The sequence below is a fragment of the Pseudomonas sp. M5 genome (assembly GCF_016907075.1).
Lineage (GTDB): Bacteria > Pseudomonadota > Gammaproteobacteria > Pseudomonadales > Pseudomonadaceae > Aquipseudomonas > Aquipseudomonas putida_E.
Window position 1 is genome coordinate 69358 of sequence record NZ_JAFBBH010000001.1, and the last position, 25451, is coordinate 94808.

The 25451-nt window shown below is 63.1% G+C and carries 21 protein-coding genes and 1 tRNA gene; 14 read left to right on the forward strand and 8 right to left on the reverse strand.

Going from position 1 to position 25451, the window contains the following annotated elements; translation table 11 throughout:
- The first annotated feature begins 4 nt into the window (after positions 1-4).
- The 5 genes from prpB (at position 5) to prpD (ending at position 7714) form a co-directional block, all read left to right on the forward strand.
- A complete protein-coding gene (prpB, locus tag JOE27_RS00360; protein ID WP_012313676.1) occupies positions 5-895 on the forward strand; it encodes a methylisocitrate lyase in 891 nt (296 codons plus the stop codon).
- A gap of 84 nt (positions 896-979) precedes the next feature.
- Complete coding sequence (gene prpC, locus JOE27_RS00365; RefSeq protein ID WP_115275356.1) at positions 980-2107, forward strand: 2-methylcitrate synthase; 1128 nt, start codon at positions 980-982, stop codon at positions 2105-2107.
- A gap of 100 nt (positions 2108-2207) precedes the next feature.
- The gene (acnD, locus tag JOE27_RS00370) at positions 2208-4796 is read left to right on the forward strand and encodes a Fe/S-dependent 2-methylisocitrate dehydratase AcnD (protein WP_174141622.1); all 2589 of its coding nucleotides are present in this window, start codon (positions 2208-2210) and stop codon (positions 4794-4796) included.
- A 139-nt stretch (positions 4797-4935) separates the two neighbouring features.
- Complete coding sequence (gene prpF, locus JOE27_RS00375; RefSeq protein ID WP_204917518.1) at positions 4936-6126, forward strand: 2-methylaconitate cis-trans isomerase PrpF; 1191 nt, start codon at positions 4936-4938, stop codon at positions 6124-6126.
- A 103-nt stretch (positions 6127-6229) separates the two neighbouring features.
- Entirely contained in the window at positions 6230-7714 is a 1485-nt protein-coding gene (gene prpD, locus JOE27_RS00380) for a 2-methylcitrate dehydratase (protein ID WP_115275354.1), read from the forward strand.
- A 63-nt stretch (positions 7715-7777) separates the two neighbouring features.
- Here the strand turns inward: prpD and acnB are convergent, their stop codons facing one another.
- A complete protein-coding gene (acnB, locus tag JOE27_RS00385; protein WP_204920600.1) occupies positions 7778-10387 on the reverse strand; it encodes a bifunctional aconitate hydratase 2/2-methylisocitrate dehydratase in 2610 nt (869 codons plus the stop codon).
- A 405-nt stretch (positions 10388-10792) separates the two neighbouring features.
- On the opposite strand from acnB, the gene JOE27_RS00390 reads away from it, so the two are divergent.
- Together JOE27_RS00390 and JOE27_RS00395 are read left to right on the forward strand one after the other, a co-directional pair.
- Positions 10793-11260 (forward strand): DUF1289 domain-containing protein, encoded by a 468-nt coding sequence (locus JOE27_RS00390; protein ID WP_115275353.1) that lies wholly within the window; start codon positions 10793-10795, stop codon positions 11258-11260.
- Positions 11261-11328: 68 nt separating this feature from the next.
- Positions 11329-12090, forward strand: a complete 762-nt coding sequence (locus tag JOE27_RS00395; RefSeq protein WP_115275352.1) for a hypothetical protein — start codon at positions 11329-11331, stop codon at positions 12088-12090.
- Positions 12091-12117: 27 nt separating this feature from the next.
- On the opposite strand, the gene queD is transcribed toward JOE27_RS00395, so the two are convergent.
- Together queD and JOE27_RS00405 are read right to left on the reverse strand one after the other, a co-directional pair.
- Positions 12118-12474, reverse strand: coding sequence for a 6-carboxytetrahydropterin synthase QueD (queD, locus tag JOE27_RS00400; RefSeq protein WP_012313684.1), 357 nt, complete (start codon positions 12472-12474; stop codon positions 12118-12120).
- 51 nt (positions 12475-12525) lie between these two features.
- Complete coding sequence (locus JOE27_RS00405; RefSeq protein WP_204917520.1) at positions 12526-13605, reverse strand: patatin-like phospholipase family protein; 1080 nt, start codon at positions 13603-13605, stop codon at positions 12526-12528.
- 154 nt (positions 13606-13759) lie between these two features.
- Here JOE27_RS00405 and JOE27_RS00410 point away from each other — a divergent pair, with 154 nt between their 5' ends.
- The 5 genes from JOE27_RS00410 to JOE27_RS00430 all read left to right on the forward strand — a co-directional run bounded on the left by JOE27_RS00410 (position 13760) and on the right by JOE27_RS00430 (position 17732).
- A complete protein-coding gene (locus JOE27_RS00410) occupies positions 13760-14068 on the forward strand; it encodes a PepSY domain-containing protein (RefSeq protein ID WP_046787304.1) in 309 nt (102 codons plus the stop codon).
- Positions 14068-14382, forward strand: coding sequence for a PepSY domain-containing protein (locus JOE27_RS00415; RefSeq protein WP_012313687.1), 315 nt, complete (start codon positions 14068-14070; stop codon positions 14380-14382). The genes JOE27_RS00410 and JOE27_RS00415 overlap by 1 nt, the downstream gene beginning before the upstream one ends.
- Positions 14383-15051: a response regulator transcription factor gene (locus tag JOE27_RS00420; RefSeq protein WP_161872221.1), complete on the forward strand. Its 669-nt coding sequence runs from the start codon at positions 14383-14385 to the stop codon at positions 15049-15051.
- Entirely contained in the window at positions 15048-16367 is a 1320-nt protein-coding gene (locus JOE27_RS00425) for a sensor histidine kinase (RefSeq protein WP_204917522.1), read from the forward strand. The genes JOE27_RS00420 and JOE27_RS00425 overlap by 4 nt, the downstream gene beginning before the upstream one ends.
- 207 nt (positions 16368-16574) lie before the next feature.
- On the forward strand, positions 16575-17732 hold the full coding sequence (locus tag JOE27_RS00430; protein WP_204917524.1) for an HPP family protein: 1158 nt from the start codon (positions 16575-16577) through the stop codon (positions 17730-17732).
- On the opposite strand, the gene JOE27_RS00435 is transcribed toward JOE27_RS00430, so the two are convergent.
- Positions 17706-18572 (reverse strand): LysR family transcriptional regulator, encoded by an 867-nt coding sequence (locus JOE27_RS00435; RefSeq protein WP_039602801.1) that lies wholly within the window; start codon positions 18570-18572, stop codon positions 17706-17708. The two genes, JOE27_RS00430 and JOE27_RS00435, sit on opposite strands and share 27 nt — an antisense overlap.
- A 180-nt stretch (positions 18573-18752) precedes the next feature.
- Between JOE27_RS00435 and JOE27_RS00440 the strand changes: the two genes are divergently transcribed.
- Positions 18753-20642 (forward strand): propionyl-CoA synthetase, encoded by a 1890-nt coding sequence (locus tag JOE27_RS00440; RefSeq protein WP_204920601.1) that lies wholly within the window; start codon positions 18753-18755, stop codon positions 20640-20642.
- Positions 20643-20676: 34 nt separating this feature from the next.
- On the opposite strand, the gene zapE is transcribed toward JOE27_RS00440, so the two are convergent.
- Positions 20677-21759, reverse strand: coding sequence for a cell division protein ZapE (zapE, locus tag JOE27_RS00445; RefSeq protein WP_204917526.1), 1083 nt, complete (start codon positions 21757-21759; stop codon positions 20677-20679).
- A gap of 105 nt (positions 21760-21864) precedes the next feature.
- On the reverse strand, positions 21865-22107 hold the full coding sequence (locus tag JOE27_RS00450) for a hypothetical protein (RefSeq protein ID WP_039602799.1): 243 nt from the start codon (positions 22105-22107) through the stop codon (positions 21865-21867).
- Between the two features lie 269 nt (positions 22108-22376).
- On the opposite strand from JOE27_RS00450, the gene JOE27_RS00455 reads away from it, so the two are divergent.
- Positions 22377-22451 (forward strand) — tRNA-Gln (locus tag JOE27_RS00455).
- Between the two features lie 126 nt (positions 22452-22577).
- On the opposite strand, the gene JOE27_RS00460 is transcribed toward JOE27_RS00455, so the two are convergent.
- Together JOE27_RS00460 and JOE27_RS00465 are read right to left on the reverse strand one after the other, a co-directional pair.
- Positions 22578-24965 (reverse strand): hybrid sensor histidine kinase/response regulator, encoded by a 2388-nt coding sequence (locus JOE27_RS00460; protein ID WP_115275346.1) that lies wholly within the window; start codon positions 24963-24965, stop codon positions 22578-22580.
- Between the two features lie 14 nt (positions 24966-24979).
- Positions 24980-25441, reverse strand: a complete 462-nt coding sequence (locus JOE27_RS00465) for a response regulator (RefSeq protein ID WP_046787299.1) — start codon at positions 25439-25441, stop codon at positions 24980-24982.
- Positions 25442-25451 lie beyond the last annotated feature (10 nt).

Here is a 25451-nt window from a genome sequence, read left to right on the forward strand (position 1 = left end):
AGAAATGACTGTGAAGAGCACCCCCGGTCAGCGTTTTCGCGATGCCGTTGCCGCCGAACATCCACTGCAGGTGGTCGGCGCCATCAACGCCAACCATGCGCTGCTGGCCAAGCGCGCCGGCTTCAAGGCCATCTACCTGTCCGGTGGCGGTGTCGCCGCCGGTTCGCTGGGCTTGCCGGACCTGGGCATCACCGGTCTTGATGACGTGCTGACCGATGTGCGGCGCATCACCGACGTCTGCGACCTGCCATTGCTGGTAGATGTCGACACCGGCTTCGGTGCCTCGGCCTTCAACGTTGCGCGCACGGTGCGTTCGATGAGCAAGTTCGGTGCCGCCGCCATCCATATCGAAGACCAGGTAGGCGCCAAGCGCTGCGGCCACCGGCCGAACAAGGAAATCGTCTCCCAGCAGGAGATGGTCGACCGCATCAAGGCTGCGGTCGATGCCCGTACCGATGACAGCTTCGTGATCATGGCACGTACCGATGCCCTGGCTGTGGAAGGCCTGAACGCAGCCCTGGACCGCGCCGCCGCCTGCATCGAGGCCGGCGCCGACATGATTTTCCCTGAGGCCATTACCGAACTGCAGATGTACAAGACCTTCGCCGACCGGGTGAAGGCGCCGATCCTGGCCAACATCACCGAGTTCGGTGCCACGCCGCTGTTCACCACCCAAGAGCTGGCTGGCGTGGACGTGTCGTTGGTGCTCTACCCGCTGTCGGCGTTCCGCGCCATGAACAAGGCGGCCGAGAATGTCTACACCGCGCTGCGTCGCGACGGCACGCAGAAGAATGTGATCGACACCATGCAGACCCGCATGGAGCTCTACGATGCCATTGGCTACCACGCATTCGAGCAGAGCCTCGATGCCTTGTTTGCGCAGAAAAAAGGTTGAGCCAATGCCGGCGATAGGGCCGGTACAGGCACCCTGATTTAGCCAGAACGATATCCATAACAAATTCAAGAAAGGAGAAACACCATGGCCGAAGCAAAAGTACTCAGTGGCGCAGGCCTGCGTGGCCAGGTGGCCGGCCAGACCGCTCTGTCGACCGTCGGCCAGGCCGGCGCCGGCCTGACTTACCGGGGTTATGATGTGCGCGACCTGGCAGCAGGCGCCGAATTCGAAGAAGTGGCCTACCTGCTGCTATACGGCGAGTTGCCCAGCAAGGCAGAACTTGCCGATTACAAACACAAGCTCAAGGGCCTGCGCGACCTGCCGCAGGCGCTGAAAGAAGTGCTCGAGCGCATCCCGCGCGACGCGCACCCGATGGACGTCATGCGCACCGGCTGCTCGGTGCTGGGTACGCTGGAGTCGGAGTTGACCTTCGACGCCCAACACGACAAGACCGACCGCCTGCTGGCGCTGTTCCCGGCGGTGATGTGCTATTGGTACCGCTTCACCCACCATGGCGTACGTATCGACTGCACCAGCGATGAAGACACCCTGGGCGGGCATTTCCTGCACCTGCTGCACGGCAAGAAGCCGAGCGAGTTGCATGTCAAGGTAATGAACGTTTCGCTGATCCTGTATGCAGAGCACGAGTTCAACGCATCGACCTTCACCGCCCGGGTCTGCGCCTCGACGCTATCGGACCTGTACTCCTGCATCACCGCGGCCATCGGCTCGCTGCGCGGCCCACTGCACGGCGGTGCCAACGAGGCGGCGATGGAGCTGATCGAGCGCTTCCAGAACCCGCAGGAAGCCACTGCAGAGTTGCTGCGCATGCTCGAGCGCAAGGACAAGATCATGGGCTTTGGCCATGCCATCTACAAAGAGTCCGATCCGCGCAACGAGGTGATCAAGGGTTGGTCGAAGCAGCTGGCCGACGCAGTCGGTGACAAGGTGCTGTTCCCGGTCTCAGAAGCCATCGACAAGACCATGTGGGAGCAGAAGCGTCTGTTCCCCAACGCCGATTTCTACCATGCCTCGGCGTATCACTTCATGGGCATCCCGACCAAGCTGTTCACCCCGATCTTTGTCTGCTCGCGCCTGACCGGCTGGGCAGCGCACGTGTTCGAACAGCGCGCCAACAACCGCATCATCCGCCCGAGCGCCGAGTATGTCGGCGTCGAGCAGCGCCAGTTCGTGCCAATCGAGCAGCGCTGAAACAACAGGCCCTATAGCGACCCTGTGGGAGCTGGCTCCCACAGTGATTGCAGGGCCTGTGCGTTCATCCACGACCGTACCGTGACCGAGCCGATATTCTATGAACACTGCATACCGCAAAGCCCTGCCAGGCACTGACCTGGACTATTTCGATGCCCGTGCCGCGGTCGAGGCCATCAAGCCCGGTGCCTACGACAACCTGCCTTACACCTCGCGCGTGCTCGCCGAAAACCTGGTGCGCCGCTGCGACCCTGCAACCCTGAACGCCTCGCTCGGCCAGCTGATCGAACGCAAGCGCGACCTCGACTTCCCGTGGTTCCCGGCGCGCGTGGTGTGCCACGACATCCTCGGCCAGACCGCGCTGGTCGACCTCGCCGGCCTGCGTGACGCCATCGCCGAGAAAGGTGGCGACCCGGCGGCAGTCAACCCGGTCGTGCCGGTGCAACTGATCGTCGATCACTCGCTGGCCGTCGAGTGCGGTGGTTTCGACCCGCAGGCCTTTGACAAGAACCGCGCCATTGAAGACCGTCGCAACGAAGACCGCTTCCATTTCATCAACTGGACCAAGAAGGCGTTCAAGAACGTCGATGTGATCCAGCCCGGTAACGGCATCATGCACCAGATCAATCTGGAGAAAATGTCGCCGGTGATCCACAGCGATCGCGGTGTGGCCTACCCGGACACCTGCGTGGGCACCGACAGCCATACCCCGCATGTCGACGCGCTGGGCGTGATCGCCATCGGCGTCGGCGGCCTGGAAGCTGAAAATGTCATGCTGGGCCGTGCCTCGTGGATGCGCCTGCCGGAAATTGTCGGCGTGGAGCTGCGCGGCAAGCTGGCGCCCAACATCACCGCCACCGACCTGGTGCTGGCCTTGACCGAGTTCCTGCGCAAGCAGAAGGTGGTTGGCGCCTACCTCGAGTTCTACGGCGAAGGTGCACGCGCCCTGACGCTCGGTGACCGTGCGACCATCTCCAACATGGCGCCGGAATATGGTGCAACCGCTGCGATGTTCGCCATCGACCAGCAGACCATCGACTACCTGAAACTGACCGGCCGTGAAGATCAGCAGGTTAAACTGGTGGAAACCTACGCCAAGGCCACGGGCTTGTGGGCTGACGCGTTGGCCACGGCCGAATACGAACGCGTGCTGAACTTCGACCTGTCGAGCGTGGTGCGCAACATGGCCGGGCCGTCCAACCCGCATGCCCGGGTTGCCACCAGTGAGTTGGCAGCCAAGGGCATCGCCGGCGCCTGGGATGAGGTGCCGGGGCAGATGCCTGACGGCGCAGTGATCATCGCTGCGATTACCAGTTGCACCAACACCAGCAACCCGCGCAACGTGATCGCCGCTGGCCTGCTGGCGCGCAATGCCAACAAGCTCGGCCTGGCGCGCAAGCCGTGGGTCAAGTCGTCGCTCGCGCCCGGCTCCAAGGCCGTGCAGCTGTACCTGGAGGAAGCGGGGCTGGAGAAGGAGCTGGAGCAACTGGGCTTTGGTATCGTCGCCTTCGCCTGCACCACCTGCAACGGCATGTCCGGTGCTTTGGACCCGGTGATCCAGCAGGAAATCATCGACCGTGACCTCTACGCGACGGCGGTGCTCTCGGGCAACCGCAACTTCGATGGGCGCATCCACCCGTACGCCAAGCAGGCATTTCTCGCTTCGCCGCCGCTGGTGGTGGCCTATGCCATTGCCGGCACCATCCGCTTCGACATCGAGAAGGATGTACTGGGCGTAGTCGATGGTCAGCAAATCCGCCTCAAGGACATCTGGCCAAGCGACGAAGAGATCGACGCGGTGGTGCGCGCTGCGGTCAAGCCGGAGCAGTTCCGCAAGGTCTACATCCCGATGTTCGCTATCGAGCAAGACCGTGGGCCGAAAGTGGCGCCGCTTTACGAGTGGCGCCCGATGAGTACCTATATCCGCCGCCCGCCCTACTGGGAAGGCGCCCTGGCCGGTGAGCGCACGTTGCGCGGCATGCGTCCGTTGGCGGTGCTGCCGGACAACATCACCACCGACCACCTGTCACCTTCCAATGCCATCCTGCTCGACAGCGCGGCGGGTGAATACCTGGCCAAGATGGGCCTGCCGGAGGAGGACTTCAACTCCTACGCCACGCACCGCGGCGACCACCTGACGGCACAGCGTGCCACCTTCGCCAACCCCAAGCTGTTCAACGAGATGGTGCGCAAACCCGATGGCAGCGTGCAGCAGGGTTCGCTGGCGCGCCTGGAGCCGGAGGGCAAGGTGACCCGGATGTGGGAAGCCATCGAAACCTACATGCAGCGCAAGCAGCCGCTGATCATCGTTGCCGGTGCCGACTATGGGCAAGGCTCGTCCCGCGACTGGGCGGCCAAGGGCGTGCGGCTGGCGGGCGTCGAGGCGATCGTGGCCGAAGGCTTCGAGCGCATTCACCGCACCAACCTGGTGGGCATGGGCGTGTTGCCGCTCGAATTCCTGCCGGGCACCGACCGCAAGACCCTGGGCCTGGATGGCAGCGAGACCTATGACGTGGCAGGTGAGCGCAAGCCGCGTGCAACCCTGACGCTGGTGGTCACGCGCAGTAATGGCGAACGGGTCGAGGTACCGGTGACCTGCCGGCTCGATACCGCCGAAGAGGTGTCGATCTACGAGGCGGGCGGGGTATTGCAGCGCTTTGCCCAGGATTTCCTCGAAGCCACCGCCTGAGCTTGAAAAGCGGGGCCGCGTTGCGGCCCTTTCGCGACGCAAGGCCGCTCCTACCGGGGCTGTAGGAGCGGCCTTGCGTCGCGAAGGGCTGCAAAGCAGCCCCAAGGGTATTTCGCCGGACTATCAGGACAGCACAACCATGGCACACGCACCACAAATCAAGATCCCCGCCACCTACATCCGCGGCGGCACCAGCAAAGGCGTGTTCTTCCGCCTGCAAGACCTCCCTGAACGAGCCCAAGTCCCAGGGCCGGCCCGTGACGCACTGCTCCTGCGGGTCATCGGTAGCCCCGACCCCTACGCCAAGCAGATCGACGGCATGGGCGGCGCCACCTCAAGCACCAGCAAGACCGTGATCCTTTCACCTAGCACCAAGCCCGAGCACGACGTCGACTACCTGTTCGGCCAGGTAGCCATCGACAAGGCCTTCGTCGACTGGAGCGGCAACTGCGGCAACCTGTCTGCTGCTGTCGGCTCGTTCGCCATCAGCAGTGGCTTGGTCGAGCCGTCGCGCATCCCGCGCAATGGCGTTGCTACCGTGCGTATCTGGCAGGCCAATATAGGCAAGACCATCATCGCTCATGTGCCGATCACCGAGGGCCAAGTGCAGGAAACCGGCGACTTCGAGCTCGACGGTGTGACGTTCCCGGCGGCAGAGGTGCAACTGGAATTCCTTGATCCGGCGGCCGATGAGGGTGAAGGCGGCGGTGCGATGTTCCCTACCGGTAACCTGGTGGATGACCTGGAAGTGCCCGGTGTCGGTACCTTCAAAGCCACCTTGATCAACGCCGGTATCCCGACCATTTTCGTCAATGCCACCGATATCGGTTATGCCGGTACCGAGCTGCAGGATGCGATCAATGGCGATGCCCAGGCGCTGACGCGTTTCGAGGCTATCCGTGCCCATGGCGCCGTGCGCATGGGGCTGATCGAACATGTCGACCAGGCGGCCGGGCGTCAGCACACGCCGAAGGTGGCTTTCGTTGCGCCGCCAAGCACCTACACTGCGTCCAGTGGCAAGGCTGTCGAGGCGGCTGACATCGACCTGCTGGTGCGTGCACTTTCCATGGGCAAGTTGCACCACGCGATGATGGGTACTGCTGCGGTGGCCATCGGTACCGCTGCTGCCATTCCAGGTACGTTGGTCAACCTCGCTGCTGGCGGGGGCGAGCGCAGTGCCGTGCGCTTCGGCCATCCCTCCGGCACTTTGCGGGTCGGGGCTCAGGCCAGCCAGGTGGATGGTGAGTGGACGGTCACCAAGGCAATCATGAGTCGTAGTGCCCGGGTGTTGATGGAAGGCTGGGTAAGGGTGCCTGGCGACAGCTTCTGACGCACCATTGGCGCTTGGCTTTGAATCAGCAGGGCCGCTGCGCGGCCCGTCGCCGGCTTGCCGGCGATGGGCTGCGTAGCAGCCCCAATCAAAGGAGCTGCAAATGAGCGCCAACGTAGACCTGAACGAGCGCCCTGACTATGACGGGGTGCTGCAAACCCTTGCCGATTACGTTCTCACCTACCGCGTCGAATCCCTCGAGGCGCTGGACACCGCGCGCAATTGCCTGATGGACACCCTGGGCTGCGGCCTGTTGGCCCTGCGCTTTCCAGAGTGCACCAAGCACCTCGGCCCGCTGGTGGAGGGAACAGTGGTGCCCAATGGCGCCCGGGTGCCCGGCACCAGCTACCGGCTCGACCCGGTCAAGGCCGCCTGGGATATCGGCTGCACCGTGCGTTGGCTGGATTACAACGACACCTGGCTTGCCGCCGAGTGGGCCCACCCTTCCGATAACCTTGGGGGGATCCTCGCGGTGGCCGATCACCTGTCGCAAAAACGGGTGGCCAAGGGTGAAGGCCCGTTGCTCATGCGTGAAGTGCTCGAGGCGATGGTCATGGCCCATGAGATCCAGGGTGTGCTGGCGCTGGAAAACGCCTTCAATCGTGTCGGCCTCGACCACGTGCTGTTGGTCAAGGTGGCCTCCACGGCCGTGTGCGCCAAGCTGATGGGGGCCAATCGTGAACAACTGCTGTCGGCCCTGTCCCATGCCTTTGTCGATGGCCAGGCGCTACGCACCTACCGCCATGCACCCAACGCTGGCTCGCGCAAGTCGTGGGCCGCCGGCGATGCTTCGAGCCGTGGTGTGCGCCTGGCCGATATCGCGCTGCGTGGCGAGATGGGGGTACCCGGGGTGCTGACCGCGCCGCAGTGGGGCTTTTATGACGTGTCGTTCAGCCATACCAACAAGGACCTGGCGCTCAAGCCGTCTGCCCAGCAGACGCTGCGGGTACCGCAGGCGTTGGCCAGCTACGTGATGGAGAACGTGTTGTTCAAGGTCAGTTTCCCGGCCGAGTTCCACGCCCAGACCGCCTGCGAAGCCGCGGTCAGCCTGCACCCGCAAGTGCGCAACCGCCTGCACGAAGTCGACCGTATCGTCATCACCACCCAGGAATCGGCCATTCGCATCATCTCCAAGGTCGGCCCGCTGGCCAATGCTGCCGATCGCGACCACTGCCTGCAGTACATGGTGGCGGTGCCGCTTATATTCGGCCATCTGGTGGCCGAGCATTACGAAGATGCCTTCCACGCCGCCCACCCGAGCATCGACCGTCTGCGCGAAAAGATGGAGGTGGTCGAGGACCCTCGTTTCAGCCGTGAATACCTGGAGCCGGACAAGCGCTCGATCGCCAATGGCTTGCAGGTGTTCTTCAAGGATGGCAGCAGTACCGAACAGGTGGTGGTGGAGTACCCGGTCGGGCACCGGCGCCGGCGCGGCGAGGGCATCCCTTTGCTGGAGGCCAAGTTCAGGGACAACCTGGCGACGCGGTTTGCGCCTCAGCGTTGCCTGGAGATTTTCGAGCTGTGCGAGGATCAGCAGCGGCTGGAGGGTGCGGCGGTGCACCGGTTTGTGGATTTGTTCGTGATCTGAGGCGAGCAAAAGCAAAAAACCCCGGCATTGATGCCGGGGTTTTTTCTTGTAGCGTACCGCTGATTACGCTTGAACAACCGGGATCTTGGCGTTGGCCGCAGCTTCGCGGAACTCGGCGATCTGGTCGAAGCTCAGATAGCGGTAAACGTCGGCAGCCATGCTGTCGATGTCTTTCGCGTACTGCATGTACTCCTCGACGGTCGGCAGCTTGCCGATGATCGATGCGACAGCAGCCAGCTCGGCCGATGCCAGGTAGACGTTGGTGGCGTCGCCCAGGCGGTTCGGGAAGTTACGGGTCGACGTGGAGACCACGGTCGAACCGGTCTGCACACGTGCCTGGTTACCCATGCACAGCGAGCAGCCTGGCATTTCCATGCGCGCACCGGCCTTGCCGTAGATGCCGTAGTAGCCTTCTTCGGTCAGCTGGTGGGCGTCCATCTTGGTTGGCGGAGCCAGCCACAGACGAGTCGGAATACCGCCCTTGACCTTCTCCAGCAGCTTGCCGGCAGCGCGGAAGTGACCAATGTTGGTCATGCACGAACCGATGAACACTTCGTCGATCTTCTCGCCCTGTACCGACGACAGCAGGCGGGCGTCGTCCGGGTCGTTCGGCGCGCAGAGCACAGGCTCCTTGACGTCGGCCAGGTCGATTTCGATGATTTCGGCGTATTCGGCATCGGCGTCAGCCGACAGCAGCTCAGGCTTGGCCAGCCAGGCTTCCATGGCCTGGGCGCGACGCTCCAGGGTGCGGGCATCGCCGTAGCCTTCGCCGATCATCCAGCGCAGCAGGGTGATGTTCGACTTTAGGTACTCGGCGATGGCCTTTTCCGGCAGCTTGATGGTGCAGCCGGCAGCGGAACGCTCGGCCGAGGCGTCGGACAGTTCGAACGCTTGCTCGACGGTCAGTTCGTCCAGGCCTTCGATTTCCAGGATGCGGCCGGAGAAGGCGTTTTTCTTGCCTTTCTTCTCGACGGTCAGCAGGCCCTGCTGGATGGCGTAGTAAGGGATGGCATGCACCAGGTCACGCAGGGTGATGCCTGGCTGCAGTTTGCCCTTGAAGCGCACCAGGATCGACTCTGGCATGTCCAGCGGCATGACGCCGGTGGCGGCGGCGAAGGCCACCAGGCCGGAACCGGCCGGGAACGAGATGCCGATCGGGAAACGGGTGTGCGAGTCACCACCGGTACCGACGGTGTCAGGCATCAGCATACGGTTCAGCCAGCTGTGGATGATGCCGTCGCCTGGGCGCAGCGACACGCCGCCACGGGTGCGGATGAAGTCTGGCAGGGTGTGGTGGGTAGTGACGTCGATCGGCTTCGGATAGGCCGCGGTGTGGCAGAACGACTGCATCACCAGGTCAGCGGAGAAGCCCAGGCACGCCAGGTCTTTGAGCTCATCGCGGGTCATCGGGCCAGTGGTGTCCTGGGAGCCGACGGTGGTCATCTTCGGCTCGCAGTAAGCACCTGGGCGCACGCCCTGGCCTTCGGGCAGGCCGCAGGCACGGCCGACCATTTTCTGAGCCAGGGTGAAGCCCTTGCCGGAATCGGCAGGCTGCTCTGGCTTCTTGAACAGGTCGGATGCACCCAGGCCCAGCTCGGTACGGGCTTTTTCGGTCAGGCCACGGCCGACGATCAGCGGGATACGGCCGCCAGCGCGGACTTCATCCAGCAGTACTTCGGTTTTCAGCCCGAAGCTGGTGACCAGCTCGTCGCTGTCGTGACGGCGTACTTCACCTTTGTATGGGTAAACGTCGATGACGTCGCCCATGCCCAGGTTGGTGCAGTCGAATTCGATCGGCAGGGCACCGGCGTCTTCCATGGTGTTGTAGAAGATCGGGGCGATCTTGGTGCCGAAGCAGAAGCCACCGGCGCGCTTGTTCGGCACGTACGGGATGTCGTCGCCGAAGAACCACAGCACCGAGTTGGTGGCGGATTTGCGCGAAGAACCGGTACCGACCACGTCACCGACGTAGGCGACCGGGAAGCCTTTGGCCTTGACCGCTTCGATCTGCGCCAGCGGGCCGACCGAGCCCGGCTGCTGCGGCTCGATGCCGTCGCGGGCCATTTTCAGCATGGCCAGGGCGTGCAGCGGGATGTCAGGGCGCGACCAGGCGTCCGGGGCAGGGGACAGGTCGTCAGTGTTGGTTTCGCCCGGCACTTTGAACACGGTCAGGGTGTACTTGTCGGCGATGGCCGGACGCGAGGTGAACCACTCGCCGGCAGCCCAGGATTCCAGCACGGCCTTGGCGTGAGCATTGCCCGCCTTGGCTTTTTCGGCCACGTCGTGGAAAGCATCGAACATCAGCAGGGTGTGCTTGAGCTTTTCGGCCGCGACGGCGCCCAGTTCGGCGTCATCCAGCAGCGCGACCAGCGTTTCGATGTTGTAGCCGCCCTGCATGGTACCCAGCAGCTCGGTGGCGTGCTTGCGGTCGATCAGTGGCGAGTTGGCTTCACCCTTGGCCACGGCAGACAGGAAAGCGGCCTTGACGTAGGCAGCTTCGTCGACTCCTGGTGGAACGCGGTGGGTGATCAGGTCTACGAGGAAGGCTTCTTCGCCGGCCGGCGGGTTTTTCAGCAGCTCGACCAGGCCTGCGGTTTGTTCGGCGTTCAGCGGCTGGGGCACGATACCCAGGGCGGCACGCTCTTCGATGTGTTTGCGGTAGGCTTCAAGCACAGTTATTACCCTCATCAGTGGTCCCTAAAGGGAGTCCGGGACGCTCATCCAGCATTCTCTGCACCCATGCGCCATCACGGCTTCTTGGGCCGCCCAGCCAGGGTCGCAGAGAATCCTTACAGAAGCTGCTTTCAAAGTTTTACGCCTGCAGAACGGGGGCTGATGAGGGCTGGCGCGGGCATGCGAGGGGTGCATGGCCCGGGCCAACGCCGTTCTACCGGATCAACTGTGCTCGTGACGCTTTGAAAACAGCTTCCAACGGACATTGTTGCCTTGAAAAGGCGGAGTGATTCTACGGCAAATTGTCGCAGAAGGTAAGGCGGCGAACATGACTTTAACGAGTGACCCTGGTTAGACAAAGGGCTAACATGGGCTTGTGTTCCACCGCCAAGCCGTTGTTTTTCCATGCCCAACCAGTCCATCAAGACCCCTTGCGTCGGCCTTTGCTCCACGGTGTATGGAGACACGGTGTGCCGTGGCTGCAAGCGCTTCCATCATGAAGTCATCCACTGGAACGGCTACGACGACGATCAGAAACGTGCAGTTTTGCTGCGCCTGGAACAGTTGCTGGTGCAGGTGATGATGGCCAAGCTGGAAGTGTTCGATGCAAACCTGCTGCGTCAGCAGCTGCAGCAGCGCTCCATACGCTTTGTCGAGCAGCAGTCTGAGTATTGTTGGGCGTATCAGCTGATTGCACGCGGTGCCCGCCTGATTCGCGACCTGGAAGCGTACGGGATGGCGTTGCTGCCCGAGTTTCGGGACTGGGAGCTGCCGCAGTTGCGCGATGCCATCGACCGCGAATTCTTTTTGTTGTCCGAGGCGCATTACCAGCGCTATATCGCGCCGGGGTTCCTGCGTACCGAACTGAGGTAAGCCTTCTTCCTGCCCCCTGCCTTGAAAAGGCGCCACTGTGCGTTTTTTATCGAGCGTAGGGAGTACGGATGATGGCGCAGCTGTGTTTTGAACCGCTGCTGAGTTTTACCGCGACATGCCGCTGGCAATTGCTGGATGCACCGTTGCGGGCCGCCCAGTTTGACGATGATGAAATCACCCGGCCGTTCTGGGTCGAATTCGATGACTGGAACGGTGACGATGGTTGGCTGATGACCAGCCTGGACTACGGCGAGGAAATGTTGCAATCGTTCCTGATTGATTCGCTGTGGGGTGGTGAGGCTCGTAAGCGTGCGTTTTGTGACGCTTTCTGGTTTGGTGTCTATCGACTTGCAACAGGCTTCGTTTACGAGATCCGCCCGGCATATGAGGGCAATAACGTCGACCGTTGGCCTTCACTGGAATACTGGCTCGACGTCAGTCGAAACGGTTATCTGGGCTTTTACCCGGCGCGTTCGGATGCCGGTGTGTGCAAGGACGACCCGGCCAGTCTGGCGTTGCGAGACCCCTTCGGAACAACCGTGGCGCTACCCGCCGACCCGCCTGTCGATCTGGAGACGGCACTGTACAAGCTGACCGCCGGGCGGCGAACGCCACTGTGGCACATCCCTGGCCTGGATCCACAGGAGTTGCAAGAAGGGCAAGTGCTGTTGAACCTGAAGCTCTATAGCGCAGACGGTCGGCAAGTGAGGCGACGGGTGGAGCGGGTTGCATACCTCAACAACCGTCGAGGCGAGCGTGGCCAGTTCAGCCTGCAGGTGTCTAACCCTTGTGTGCCGCCTCACCCTCGTCCGCTCGTTGCCAAGGCTTGACCCCGTGCTCGTGTAGCGCAGCGCCAGTCAATCGCCGCTGTATTCGCAGCCGCTGGTGCAGGTTTCATGAATACGCACCTTGGACAGCTCCGGCAGCAGCGGCTTGACCTGCTCCCAGATCCACTTGGCGATGACCTCGCTGGTGGGGTTTTCCAGGCCTGGAATATCGTTGAGGTAGTTGTGATCCAACTGCTCGTAGATCGGCTTGAAGATCGCCTTGATCTCGGAAAAGTCGCGGATCCAGCCGGTATGCGGGTCAAGCGGGCCGGTCAGATGCAGGCCGACCTTGAACGAGTGGCCATGCAGGCGGCCGCATTTGTGCCCGGCCGGGACGTTAGGCAGGCGGTGGGCCGATTCGAAGGTAAATTCCTTAAAGATTTCCACGGTCAGAACTCTGTGTGTATCGAAGATGCGCGCAGTCTACCAGCATGGTCGCTACAAGGCTTGCAGGCGTTCGTGCAGCCGCCCGGTGGCGATCAGCTCCAGCAGTTCGTCACCCAGCCGCTGGCTTTCGGCAATGGCCTGGTACCAGTAGCGTTTGCGGCTGGGTGCATCGCCCATGAAACGCTTGAAGTCGTTGCGGTCGGGCAGCTTGCCGAAGGGCAGTGCGGCCAGGTACTGCGGTGACGGCGTCACCAACAGCACATTGCGCAGGCGCGTGGCATCGCCCTTGCGCCATGGCAGCGCCTTGTCGAACCAGCCAGGCACGACCTTGTCGGTGAAATGCGGGTAAAGCACCAGGTCGTCGCCGCGGTATGGCAGGTCGAGGTGATAGTCGAGCAAACCGCCGTCGCGGTAGGTGCCCGCACCCGCACCGGGGATGTCGCGCACGCCTTCCATGACCATCGGGATCGAGCCGGACGCGAGCAGGGCGTGGCGCAGGTTGCCCTGGCCCAGTGGCAGGTAGCGTGAGGGAAAGTCTGTGAGTTGATCCAGCGGCGGGGCGGCACGCTCATCGTGCAGGATGACCCGTTCGAAATGCCGGCCCAGGCGTGAGCGCCCCAGCAGATTGCTGGCGATCACCGAGCCCAGCCCCATCCCCAACCGGCCGCGGTGGTCGTGGGCAAGATGGCCGTGGCTCTTCACCACCAGGATGTTCAGGCGGTAGTGCGGGTTTGCCAGGATCTGCCCATCGCGCCCTTGCAGCAGGTCGTCGAGCATCTGCTGGCAACTGCGGCTGATCTGGGCTGCGGTCACACCTTTGGCGAAGTCCTGTTCGGTATACAGCTCGCCGAGGCGGCGGATGCCTGCGACCGGGTCGTCAAGGCAGGCGCTGGCGAAACGCCAGGAGCCGATCGATGCGCCAATCAATGCCCGCTGGCGAGGGGCCGATGGCAGCCACTCGCCAAACAGCGCCAGGTCCAATCCCTGAATCCCCAGCGGCTTAGGCCCGCCAGCGGCGCCTGGCACCACACCGACGTCCGCTGCCTGCAGCCCGCGTTCGCGGATCTGCTGCAGGGCACGTTTGCCGGCCTTGAAGGTCAGAGCCGGGTACTTGATATGGATGGCGCTCATGGACGGCCTCGCAACTCACAGGTGGGCCATTATAGGGAATCGCATGGTGGATGCGCTGCGCTATCATGGCGCCAGCTGTTTTCAGGTTGAGTTAAGGACCGGTGGATAATCTTAACTCCGTAGACAAATTGCACACCTCGATGGAGAGAACCTGATGAAAACCCTGACTGCCTTGTTCACTGCCGCTGCGCTTGCTTTCGGTGCCAACGTCGCCCTGGCCAAGGACGTCCAGCCTGACGAAGTGGTCAAGCTGGTGAATGCCAAGACCATCAAGTCGCTGGATGAGCTCAAGGCCACTGCCGTTGCCAAGCACCCGGGCGCCACCGTCACCGATTCGGAGCTGGAAAACGAATACGGTCGCTACATCTACAAGGTCGAGATGCGTGACACCCAGAACGTCGAATGGGACGTTGACCTGGACGCCAAGACCGGTGAAGTGCTGAAGGACGAACAGGACCGCTGATGATCCACTTGACCCGGTCGGCGCGCTACCTGGCGCTCTCGCTGCTGGCCGTCTGCTCCTTGGCCGTTGCTCGCGACCTGGATCAGGATGAGGCCCTGCAGTTGCGCCAGAAAGGCGTGATTCTGCCGCTCGAGCAATTGCTCGAGACCGCCCTGGGGCGCCACCCCGGGGCGCGGTTGCTGGAGGCGGAGCTGGAAGAAGACGATGATCGCTACGAATACGAAGTCGAGCTGCTGACCACCGAAGGCGTGGTGCGCGAGATCAAACTCGATGCCAGCACGGGTGCCCTGCTCAAAGACGAGGAAGACGACTGAATGCGCCTGTTGCTTGTCGAGGACAATGTCCCCCTGGCTGACGAACTGATCGCTGGCCTGCAGCGCCAGGGCTATGCCGTGGACTGGCTGGCCGACGGCCGGGACGCGGTATACCAGGGCCAGAGCGAGCCCTACGACCTGATCATTCTGGACCTCGGCCTGCCGGGGTTGCCGGGGCTGGACGTGCTGGCGCAGTGGCGTGCCGCAGGTCTGGCCACGCCGGTGCTGATCCTGACCGCGCGAGGCTCGTGGGCCGAGCGCATCGAGGGGTTGAAGGCTGGGGCCGACGACTACCTGAGCAAGCCCTTCCACCCTGAAGAGCTGCAGTTGCGCATTCAGGCGCTGCTGCGCCGGGCCAAGGGCCTTGCCAACCAGCCCCGTCTTGAAGCCGCCGGGTTGCACCTGGACGAAAGCCGCCAATGCGTGAGCCGCGAGGGGGTGGACATCCAGCTGACCGCTGCGGAGTTCCGCCTGTTGCGTTACTTCATGCTGCACCCTCAACAGATCCTCTCCAAGAGCCACCTGGCCGAGCACTTGTACGACGGTGAAACCGAGCGTGACTCCAACGTGCTCGAAGTGCACGTCAACCATTTGCGCCGCAAGCTGGGCCGCAGTGTCATCGAGACCCGCCGCGGGCAAGGCTACATCTACGCCGGGAGCACCGGGTGAAATCGATTCAGGCACGCTTGAGCCTGGGCCTTGTAGCCGTATTGGTGGTGGTCGGGGTGGTGCTTGCGCAGCTTACCTTGTGGTTGTTCGAGGCCGGTTTGCAGCGCTATCTGGAAAACGGCCTGCGCAAGGAAAGCGAGAACCTGCTGGTGGCGCTGGTGCGCGGGCCTTCGGGGTTGCAGTTGGATGAGCGGCGCATTTCCGCCGCCTATCAACGGCCGTTTTCCGGTTACTACTTCCGCATCGATTTCGACAAGGGCACCTGGCGCTCGCGCTCTTTATGGGACCTGGACATGCCGAAACCGGCCGCGCCCGGTCTCTCCGATAGCCACGAGCTGGGCCCGGAAGGCCAGCAGTTGCTTGCGCTGCGTGCCGATTACCGGCGGCTGGGCCAGGACATTTCGATCAGCGTCGCCCAGGATTACTCGCCTGTGCGCGAGGGGTTCCGGCGCCTGCAGCAGATCGGCCTGGGGATGGGCCTGGTGGCGCTGATCCTGGTGCTGGTGTTGCAGCGCATCACCGTCACCCGCTCGTTGCGCCCGCTGGAGCGGGCGCGTCAGCAGATTGCTCAATTGCAGCAAGGCCAGCGCTCGCAGCTCGATGCCCAAGTGCCCAGCGAACTGGCACCGCTGGTAGGTCAGATCAATCATCTGCTCAGCCATACCGAAGACAGCCTGCGCCGTTCGCGCAACGCGTTGGGCAACCTGGGTCATGCATTGAAGACGCCATTGGCGGTGCTGCTGAGCCTGGCGTCCAGCGAGCGCCTGAATGGCTTGCCCGAAGTGCGTGCGCAACTGCGCGAGCAACTGGAGCAGATCCAGCAGCGCCTGGCACGCGAACTGAACCGGGCGCGCCTGGCCGGGGATGCGCTGCCTGGCGCTCAATTCGACTGCAATACCGAGCTTCCGGGGTTGCTCGCCACCTTGGGCATGATCCATGGCGAAGGCTTGCTGCTCGAGCGCGATGTACCGCCAGGGTTACTGCTGCCTTGGGACCGGGAGGACTTCCTGGAGCTGCTTGGCAACCTGCTGGATAACGCCTGCAAATGGGCTGACAGCGAAGTGCGCCTGGGCATAGCCCCGACCACCGAAGGCTATCAGGTGTGGGTCGACGATGACGGTCCGGGCATACCTGAAAGCCAGCGCCTGCAGGTGCTGGAGCGCGGTTCGCGGCTGGATGAGCAAGTGCATGGGCATGGCCTGGGGCTGGGAATCGTGCGGGATATCGTCGATGCCTGGGGTGGGTCTTTGGCCTTGCTCCAGAGCCCTTTGGGCGGGTTGCGGGTGAGTATCGATTTACCGCGCAAGGTGCGCTGACCCTCTCTGGCCCTGTCGCCGGCAGCAGCACTGCAAAAAAACTGCAGTACAGCCGCATTTTTTTGAATTGGCCCAAGCCCGACACTGGGCGGCACAATCCCCTGACGAAACCCTGCGGTTTCCATCTCTCCACGGACGGAGCCCCTAGGGCCCAGGCCAGTTCGGCTGGGCTTTCTTTTGATCAGAACCACAAACACGATTACTTGAATGACTGCCTTGCGTTCCGAAAGTCGTCTGCAGCGGCTGTTGCCGTCGCCCCTGAATATTCCTCCAAAACAATGGCTGCGTGCAGGCATCGGCGCGCTGCTCGGTTTGTTCCTCGCCGGCTGGTTGACCGGTATGGCCTACGGGCCTGGTATCGCCTTGCACCTGCTGGGCCCTCTTGCGGCTTCGGCAGTGCTGGTGTTCGCCGTGCATTCCGGGCCGTTGGCCCAGCCCTGGCCAGTGCTGGGCAGCTATGCGCTGGCGGGCGCAGTGGGCCTTGCCATGCGCGAGGGGTTCGGCCCCCACCTGTGGGTTGCGGCGGCTGCCTTGGGCATCTCGCTTTTGCTGATGTGCCTGTTGCGCTGCCTGCACCCGCCGGGTGGCGGTGTTGCGGTGAGCGCGGTGCTGGCCGATTCAGGGCTGACGGCGCTGGGCGACCACCTGCTGGAGCCCGTGTTGCTCAACGCGCTGATTCTGGTGACGGTGGCAGTGGTCTACAACCGTTTGACCGGCGTGCATTACCCCAAGGGCGCTGCGCCACGCAAGGACCAGCACCACACCCACGACCCGTTGCCCAGCGAGCGGGTCGGGGTCAGTGGTGCGGACCTGGATCAGGCGTTGGAAGAGTTGGGTGAGTTCGTCGACGTCACCCGCGATGAACTGGAGCGCATCATCCTGGCCACCGAGCAGCATGCCCTGCAGCGCAGCCTCGGCGGGATCAGCGCAGCTTCGGTGATGTCCCGCGATGTGCAGTTCGCCGCCCCCGACACCACCCTGGAACAGGCCTGGAAGATGCTCGCCAGTCATCACCTGAAAACCCTGCCGGTGCTGCAACAGGGCAAGCTGGTGGGTATCGTCAGCCTCAGCGATCTGCTCGGTCCGGCCATGCAGCGTGGCCGGTTCAGCTGGCGGGGGCTTTTCGCGGGCAAGGCCGTGCGTATGGAGCAGGTGATGAGCCGGCAGGTCATCAGTGTCAGCAGCCAGCACCCATTGGAACGCCTGCTGCCCCTGCTGTGCGAGCAAGGGCTGCACTGCCTGCCGGTGATCGATGGCGACCAGTTGGTCGGTGTGATCACCCAGACCGACCTGATCGCCGGCCTCAAGCGCCAGCTGCTCAGTGGCGCTGGCAGCGTTTCAGATCAGCGGGTCCCAGCGTTGTGACCAATCGCTGGCGCCGGAGGCCACCAGCCGGCGCAGCACCGCGAAGGCCTGTTGCAGGGCCTCGCTGTCGCGTTTGCGCGGGTAGACAAGGAAGGTCGGGTAGGTGAACTCCGGGGCTTGCGGTACCCGCTCGAATACCCCGCTGTCCAGATACGCCTGCACCACGCGGGTACGGAAATAGCCGCTGCCGCCTTTGTCGAGAATGAACTGCAGGGCCAGCGGCCCGAGGTTGAAGCTCAGCGCCGGTCGCGCGCAGTCGGGCAGGGCGGCGTCGTGCTGGCGGCGGAAGGCCTCGCCCCAGTCGATGTAGATGTACGGGTCGGGTTGCTCGACCCGGCGTATGCGGATCAGCTTCTCTTCCATCAACTGCTCTACCTGCAGGCCCGGGCCGTAGGTGGGCTGATAGACCAGTGCGGCGTCCAGCAGGCCCATCTCTACCTTGCGCAGCAAGGACTCACCGTCGCTGACCTCGCTGCGGATGGCGTGGCTGGGTAATGCGCAGTGCAAGGCGCTGACCCAGTCGAGCAGCATCGGGTTGCCCAGGCTCACTTCTGCCCCTACGTGCAGCACTTGCTGGCAGCCCTCGGGCAGCGGCAGGTCACGGCGCGCCGCCTCCCACGTCTGCACCAGCTGGTTGGCATAGCTGACGAAGGCTTCGCCATCACTGGTCAGGCTGGCGCCGTTGCGGCTACGCACGAACAGCTGGCAGCCCAGTTGCTGCTCAAGGCGCTGCACGCGGGCGGTGATGGCGGTCTGTGACACGAACAGGCGCTCGGCGGCGGCGACGAGGCTGCCGCACCGTACGACTTCCAGAAAGGTTCGGGCCTGCTCGATATCCATGGGCTGCTCTGTGGCGGGAAGGGTTGCCTATTCTAGAGGCTTTGCACCGTTATGGGGCGCTTTCGCCAGCGCTGCAAATCTGCATATGCGTTGTGACTTTAGTCCCATGGCGGCCGGGGCGTGGCGGTCCATACTCAAGGCTCGCCCTTCAATAACAACAAGTACCGGGTTGCCATCAACATGACCTACCAGCACAGCTACGCCCATTCCATTGCCGACCCTGCTGCCTTCTGGGCCGACCAGGCCAAACATCTGGCCTGGTACCGCAAACCTACCCTGACACTGCAGGAAAACCCGGACGGCACCCATCGCTGGTTCGCCGACGGCCGCCTGAACAGCTGCTACCTGGCCCTCGATCGGCAAATCGAGCTGGGCCGTGGCGAGCAGATGGCGTTGATCTACGACTCCCCTGTCACCGGTGTGCAGCAGGCGTTCACCTACAACGAGCTGCGTGACGAGGTGGCGCGCCTGGCCGGGTTGCTGCGCCAGCTGGGGGTGGGCAAAGGCGATGGGGTGGTCATCTACATGCCGATGGTGCCGCAGGCGGCCATGGCCATGCTCGCCTGCGCGCGTATCGGTGCGGTGCACTCGGTGGTGTTCGGTGGCTTTGCAGCCAACGAGCTGGCCCTGCGTATCGATGATGCGCGGCCAACGCTGCTGCTGACGGCGTCCTGCGGCCTGGAATTCGATCGGGTGATCGAGTACAAGCCGCTGGTCGACCGCGCACTGCAACTGGCTCACCATCAGCCGCGCCACGTGCTGGTGCTGCAGCGGCCCCAGGCTCGCGCCCGGTTGCAACCAAACCGCGACCTTGACTGGCAGCAAGCGCTGGTAAATGCCGAGCCGGTGCCTGCGGTCGAGCTGGAGTCGGCAGACCCGCTTTACATCATGTACACCTCCGGTACCACGGGCAAACCCAAGGGCATCGTCCGTGAGAACGGTGGCAACGCGGTCGCCCTCTGTTATGCCATGCGCCACATCTACGGCATGCAGGCCGGTGATGTGTGGTGGGGTATTTCCGATGTGGGCTGGGTGGTCGGCCATTCGCTGATCGTCTATGGGCCACTGATGAGCGGCTGCACCACGGTGTTCTACGAAGGCAAGCCGATCCGCACCCCGGATGCGTCGGCCTATTGGCGCGTGGTCGAGCAGTATGGGGTCAATGCCTTGTTCTGTGCACCGACCGCCATGCGGGCGATCCGCAAGGAGGACCCGGATGGCGAGCTGATCCGCCGGCATGACTTGAGTACGCTGCGCCAGTTGTTCCTGGCCGGGGAAAAGCTCGATTCCAGTACCCACCAATGGCTGGAACGGGTTACCGGCAAGCCGGTGCACGACCATTGGTGGCAGACCGAGACCGGCTGGCCAGTCACCGCGCCATGCGTGGGGCTGGAGGGCAGCGCGGCGCGTCCGGGTTCGAGCAACCGCGCGGTGCCGGGCTATGACGTACGTGTGCTGGATGACGATGGGCAGCTGCTGGGCCCGAACCATCAGGGCGCCATCGTCATCGCCCTGCCGCTGCCGCCCGGTTGCAGCCAGACCTTGTGGGGCGATCATGAGCGCTACCTGCAGGCTTATCTGCAGACTTACCCGGGTTACTACCACACCGGTGATGGTGGCTACCTGGATGACGATGGCTTCGTCTACATCATGGGGCGAACCGATGACGTGATCAACGTCTCTGGCCATCGCCTTTCCACCGGCGAGATGGAGGACTTGGTGGCGTGCCACCCTGCGGTGGCCGAATGCGCGGTAATCGGCGTACATGACGAGATCAAGGGCCAGGTGCCCTTGGCGCTGGTGGTGCTCAAGGACGGTGAGGGTATTACCGAGGCGCAACTGTTAGTGGACTTGGTGGGCAGGGTGCGTGAAGAGATCGGCGCGTTGGCCTGCTTCAATCGGGTGCGCTTGGTGAAACGGCTGCCCAAGACCCGCTCGGGCAAGATCCTGCGGGCGGTGCTGCGCAAGATTGCCGATGGCCAGGCGTATGTGCCGCCCTCGACACTGGATGATCCAGCGGTATTGCGGGAGATTGAAGCGGTGCTGGCGGATCTTCCCAGGGCAGGCTGACCGGGTTGCCTGGCTAGCCTGGGAATGTAAGGGTTCAGCCGCTGGAATCCTCCGGCCCCACCTGATGCAACTGCCCCAGCCGGCTGCGGGTGCGCATCAGGTCGGCAATAGCCCCGCCCAGGCTTTCGCTCAGCGGCCGCTGCCCGATCACCGTTACCTGCCGGTCCTGGTCGTAGAGCACATCCACCAGGTTGACGAAGCGCTGCTGTGCGGCCAATGAGCACTCGCAGAGGTCATCCAGCCCGTCGATGATCCACGCCTCATAGCGCTGGGCAAGCTGCAGATAATCGATCACCGCGGTGGGCTGCTCACACAGGTCGTCAAACGCAAACATCACTTGCCTGTCATCACTGGCAAGCGCGCGAAGATTGCGTTTGTTCACCTCCAGCGTCAGCGGTTGCGCGGCCGGCACTTTCAGCGCCAGGCGCTGGGCCGCATCGCCTGGCCATACATAATGGCCTTGGGTAAAGCGCTGATGTTCACGGTTGGCCGGCAGGCTCCGAAAGTCTGTGTCACCGCCAACTTCAAGTACCTCCATACGGCCATTGATCAGGCGGATCACCGGCAGGAATCGCTCGTGGTACAGCGGGTTGGGCAGCAGCCCCTCGGGTGCGTAGTTCGAGGTCACCAGCAGGAAGATGCCGCGCGCGAACAAGGCATTGAACAGGCGGGTAAGGAGCATGGCATCACCGATGTCATGCACATGGAATTCGTCGAAACACAGCACCTGGCAGTCGCCCAGCAATGCGTCCAGCGTGGCGCCCAGGGCATCGTCAAGCAGCCTGTGACGGTGCATGCCCTGGTGCAGGCGGGCAAAAAAATCATGGAAGTGCAGGCGTTTTTTCGCCTCGATCGGCACTGCCTGGAAGAAACCGTCCAGCAGCCAGCTCTTGCCGCGGCCAACCGACCCGTACAAGTAAAGGCTGCGTGGTTCGCCTGGCAAGCGGGCAAGCTGCTCGGCCATGGCCTGGATGACCCGGCGCTGGCCCGCGCTGAGCTGATAGCCACGGCTGCGCGCCTTGTCTTCGAACCATGCGAGCAGCTCGCTCTGGCTGGAGGTGGCGGGTCGCAGGCGTTGGCCCAGTTGGCGCAGGGGGGAGGGGATCCAGGCAGACAAAAGCTAAGCTCCTTGGGCACAGGAAGGTCAGCGCGCAGCTTGCCCCAGGTCGGCCCTTTTAACCAATAGAAAAAGTGCGGGGCTTCTATCAGTTGGCCGGATAACTCAAACCTTGCGTTCCAGTTGACGCTCGATCATGTACTTGATGGCCAGCCGGCGCTCCTTGAGGTGGCGCAGGTCGTCGTCCTGAAAGTTACCTGCTGAAATCGCCTCGGCAGCCAGTACCTGGTTGTCGATGTCGACGTACTCGTCGAGCATTCGGTCAAGGGTCTTGTCCTGTTGACGGCGCTGCTGGACGATCTCGCGGGGGTAGTGCAGGTCCTGGTACAGGTCGTGGGAAACGGGCATGGCATCCTCCTTGGTCAATGCAAATGGCTTATCTGATTGGAAGGGCGCGATGCGATTGTGTTGAAGCCAAGCGGATTAAATGCGACGGATGGTCGTTTTGCGGCGTGTGAAAGGCCGGCAAAACACTAACCTGCTGTTTTAAAGCATTTTTTTTGCGCAAGGGACTTCCCAGGTGCAAAGAATGTTGTTAAAGTGCCGCGCATTCCAAGACAACAACCCAGTTGTCACTCAGTTGGAATGATCAGAGCAGCTAACGCTGCATCCGATACAGGGGCGTCGCCAAGCGGTAAGGCAGCAGGTTTTGATCCTGCCATGCGTTGGTTCGAATCCAGCCGCCCCTGCCATTTTCTCGTTAAACATCCACTCCTGATTCAGTGCAGATGACTATCGGCGCTGGGTTTGTTCGTTTCTGGCGTTTGCGCAAGCCCATCGCCAGCTGACGACAATGGGCCCTGTCAGCTACAGCGCGATTACCTGTTCACCCGCAGCAGTTCATCCAGCACGCGGGCCAGTTCCTCAGCCTGCACCGGCTTCTGCATCACCAGGCTGTCCGGCAAATCCAGCCCTTCCAGCTCGGCATACCCTGTCAGAAACACCACCGGCAAGCGCGGATGCCGTTCACGTGCGGCCAAAGCCAGTTGAGCACCGTTGAATTCGGGCATGGCAAAGTCGGTCAGCAACAAGTCGATCTCGTCGTCCAGCTGGGCCAATGCCTGTTCGCCGCTGTGTGCCTGGCGTACCTGATAGCCGTACTGGCGCAACACATCGCCGAGCATGTCGCGCACCAGGTGGTCGTCATCCACCAGCAGCACCGTGCGGTCGCGGCCACTGTCGCTGATGGACTGCGACGCAGCCGGGATCACCGGGTCCGCCGCCAGCTCATGCTTCACTGCGGGCAGGTAAACGGCAACCTGGGTGCCATGCCCAGGCGCGGTGTCGATGCGCACACCGCCACCAGACTGCTTGGCAAAGCCGAACACCTGGGCCAGCCCCAGGCCCGAGCCTTTGCCGATGTCCTTGGTGGTGAAGAAGGGTTCGAACACCTTGGCCACCACCTCTTCGCTCATGCCGCAGCCGGTGTCGCGGATGCTCAGCATCACGTACTCGCCCGGCTCCGGGTCTTCTGGCCGCTGCGGGCGGGCCTTGATCCGGGTATTGCGTGTGGCCAGCGTCAACTGGCCACCGTCGGGCATGGCGTCGCGGGCGTTGATCGCCAGGTTGAGAATGATCATTTCGGTCTGGGTCGGGTCTGTCAGCGCTTGCCACAGGCTGTGGTCCAGGTCCAGGCGCACAGAAATGCTCCCGCCCAAGGTGCGGCGCAGCAATTCCTCCAGGCCGCCCAAGGTGCGGTTGAGGTTCAGCGGTACCGGTTCCAGGCGCTGGCGGCGGGAGAAGGCGAGCAGCTGTGAGGTCAGCTTGGCGCCGCGTTCACCCGCCTCGCGGATATGCGTCAGGCGTTTGCGCGCTTTTTCCAGGTCACCTTTGTCCAGGTCGCGCTCAAGGAAGCTTGAGCCGGTTAGGATGACTGTCAGCAGATTATTGAAGTCGTGTGCAACACCCGCCGTGAGCTGGCCGACCGCCTCCAGCCGTTGCATCTGCTGCAACGCTGCCTCTATGCGCTCGCGCTCGGTGATCTGTTCGCGCAGGCGGTCGTTGGCGTCGGCCAGGCCCATGGCTGCTTCGCGCTCGCTGGTGATGTCGCGGGCTACCACATAGAGCAGCGTGTCTTCCGGTACCACCACCCATGACAGCCAGCGCAACTGGCCGCCTGCATGCTGGATACGGCCGACGAAGCGCGCGCTGGTGCGGCCATGGGCGAGGGCGGCGAGTTCGGTCAGCAGTGCTTCCTGGTCCGGTTCGGGCAGCAACTGCAATAACGAGGTCTGGCTCAGGCGTTCGCGCGAGAAACCCAGGCTGGCCTCCCAGGCAGGGTTCAGTGCGACCGGTGTGAGGTCTTTGTTGAGCACCGCGAGCAAGTCCTGGGAAAGCTCCCAGGCCCGGTCACGCTCGCGGGTACGGCGCTCGACCCGCTCGCCGAGCATTTCGTTGAGCTGTTTGAGCGCCTGGGTCGCCAGGCGCTGGGCGTGGATGTCCTGCAATACGCCCGAAAAGCGTGTGCAGCGGCCATCGACAAACTGGCTCTGACCGCTGCTGAGCAGCCAGCGCGGTTCCAGGCCGTTGGGTTGGGCAATGCGAAATTCGGCCCGGTAAAGCCCGTCGCTGTCCGGGCGCATGGCGTATTCCACCGTTTCGCGCACCCGTTGCACGTCTTCTGGATAGATGCCGGCATAGAAAACGTCAAGGCTCATCTCGGTGTCTACCGGCAGACCGAACAGCGTCTTGCAGCGGTCGTCCCAGATCAGCAGCCCTTCTTCCGGGCGAAAGTCCCAGGTACCCATGCCGGCTGCATCGATGGCAATCCGGGCGCGTGCCTCAAGGTCCGCCAGGGCTTCTTCGGCACGGCGCCGACGCTGACGTTCCTGCACTTCGGTAAGCGCCCTGCGCACTGCCTTGGGCAGCAACGACAGGTTTTTCTTCAGTACATAGTCGGTGGCACCCAGGCGGATCATTTCCACCGCGTGCTCCTCACCGTATATGCCCGACAGGAAGATGAACGGCGTATCCGGCGCCAGGCGCTGGGCGATGGCCAGCACGTCGGTACCGGACGAGCCGGGCAGCACGCAGTCGCAAAGGATCAGGTCATAGCTGGCTTCGTGCAGGGCATGCTCGGCGGCGACATGATCGAACACCAGCTGCGACTGCAGCTGCAGTCCGCTGCGCTCCAGGCTCAGCAAGGTCAGCTCGGCATCCAGCGAGCTGTCTTCGACCATCAGTAATTTGAGCGGCGTTGGCAGCATGTTCGCGGCGGGCCTCAGTTGCTGCCACGCCGGTTAAGGCGTAGCGAGCCAGGTGGTGGTTCGTTGAGCACGGCCCAGAACACGCCGAGGTCGGAAATCGCCGCGACGAACTCCTTGAACTCCACGGGCTTGACCACGTAGGCATTGACCCCCAGTTCATAAGCCCGCAGCAAGTCGGGCTCTTCCCGCGACGAGGTCAGCATCACCGTCGGGATGCTGCGCAGCTCGGGGGTGGCACGCACCTCCCTTAGCACTTCCAGGCCATCGACCTTGGGCAGTTTCAGGTCCAGTAGCAACACGGCGGGGTTGCCGTCATCGCGCGCGGCATAGGCGTTACGCCGTAGCAGATAGTCGAGGGCATCAGCGCCGTCGCGCAGAACGATGACCTCGTTGGCCAACTGGCTACGCTCCAGGGCCAGGAGCGTGAGTTCCAGGTCCCGGGGATTGTCTTCTACCAGCAGGATAGGTTTGAGCATGATTGAACCG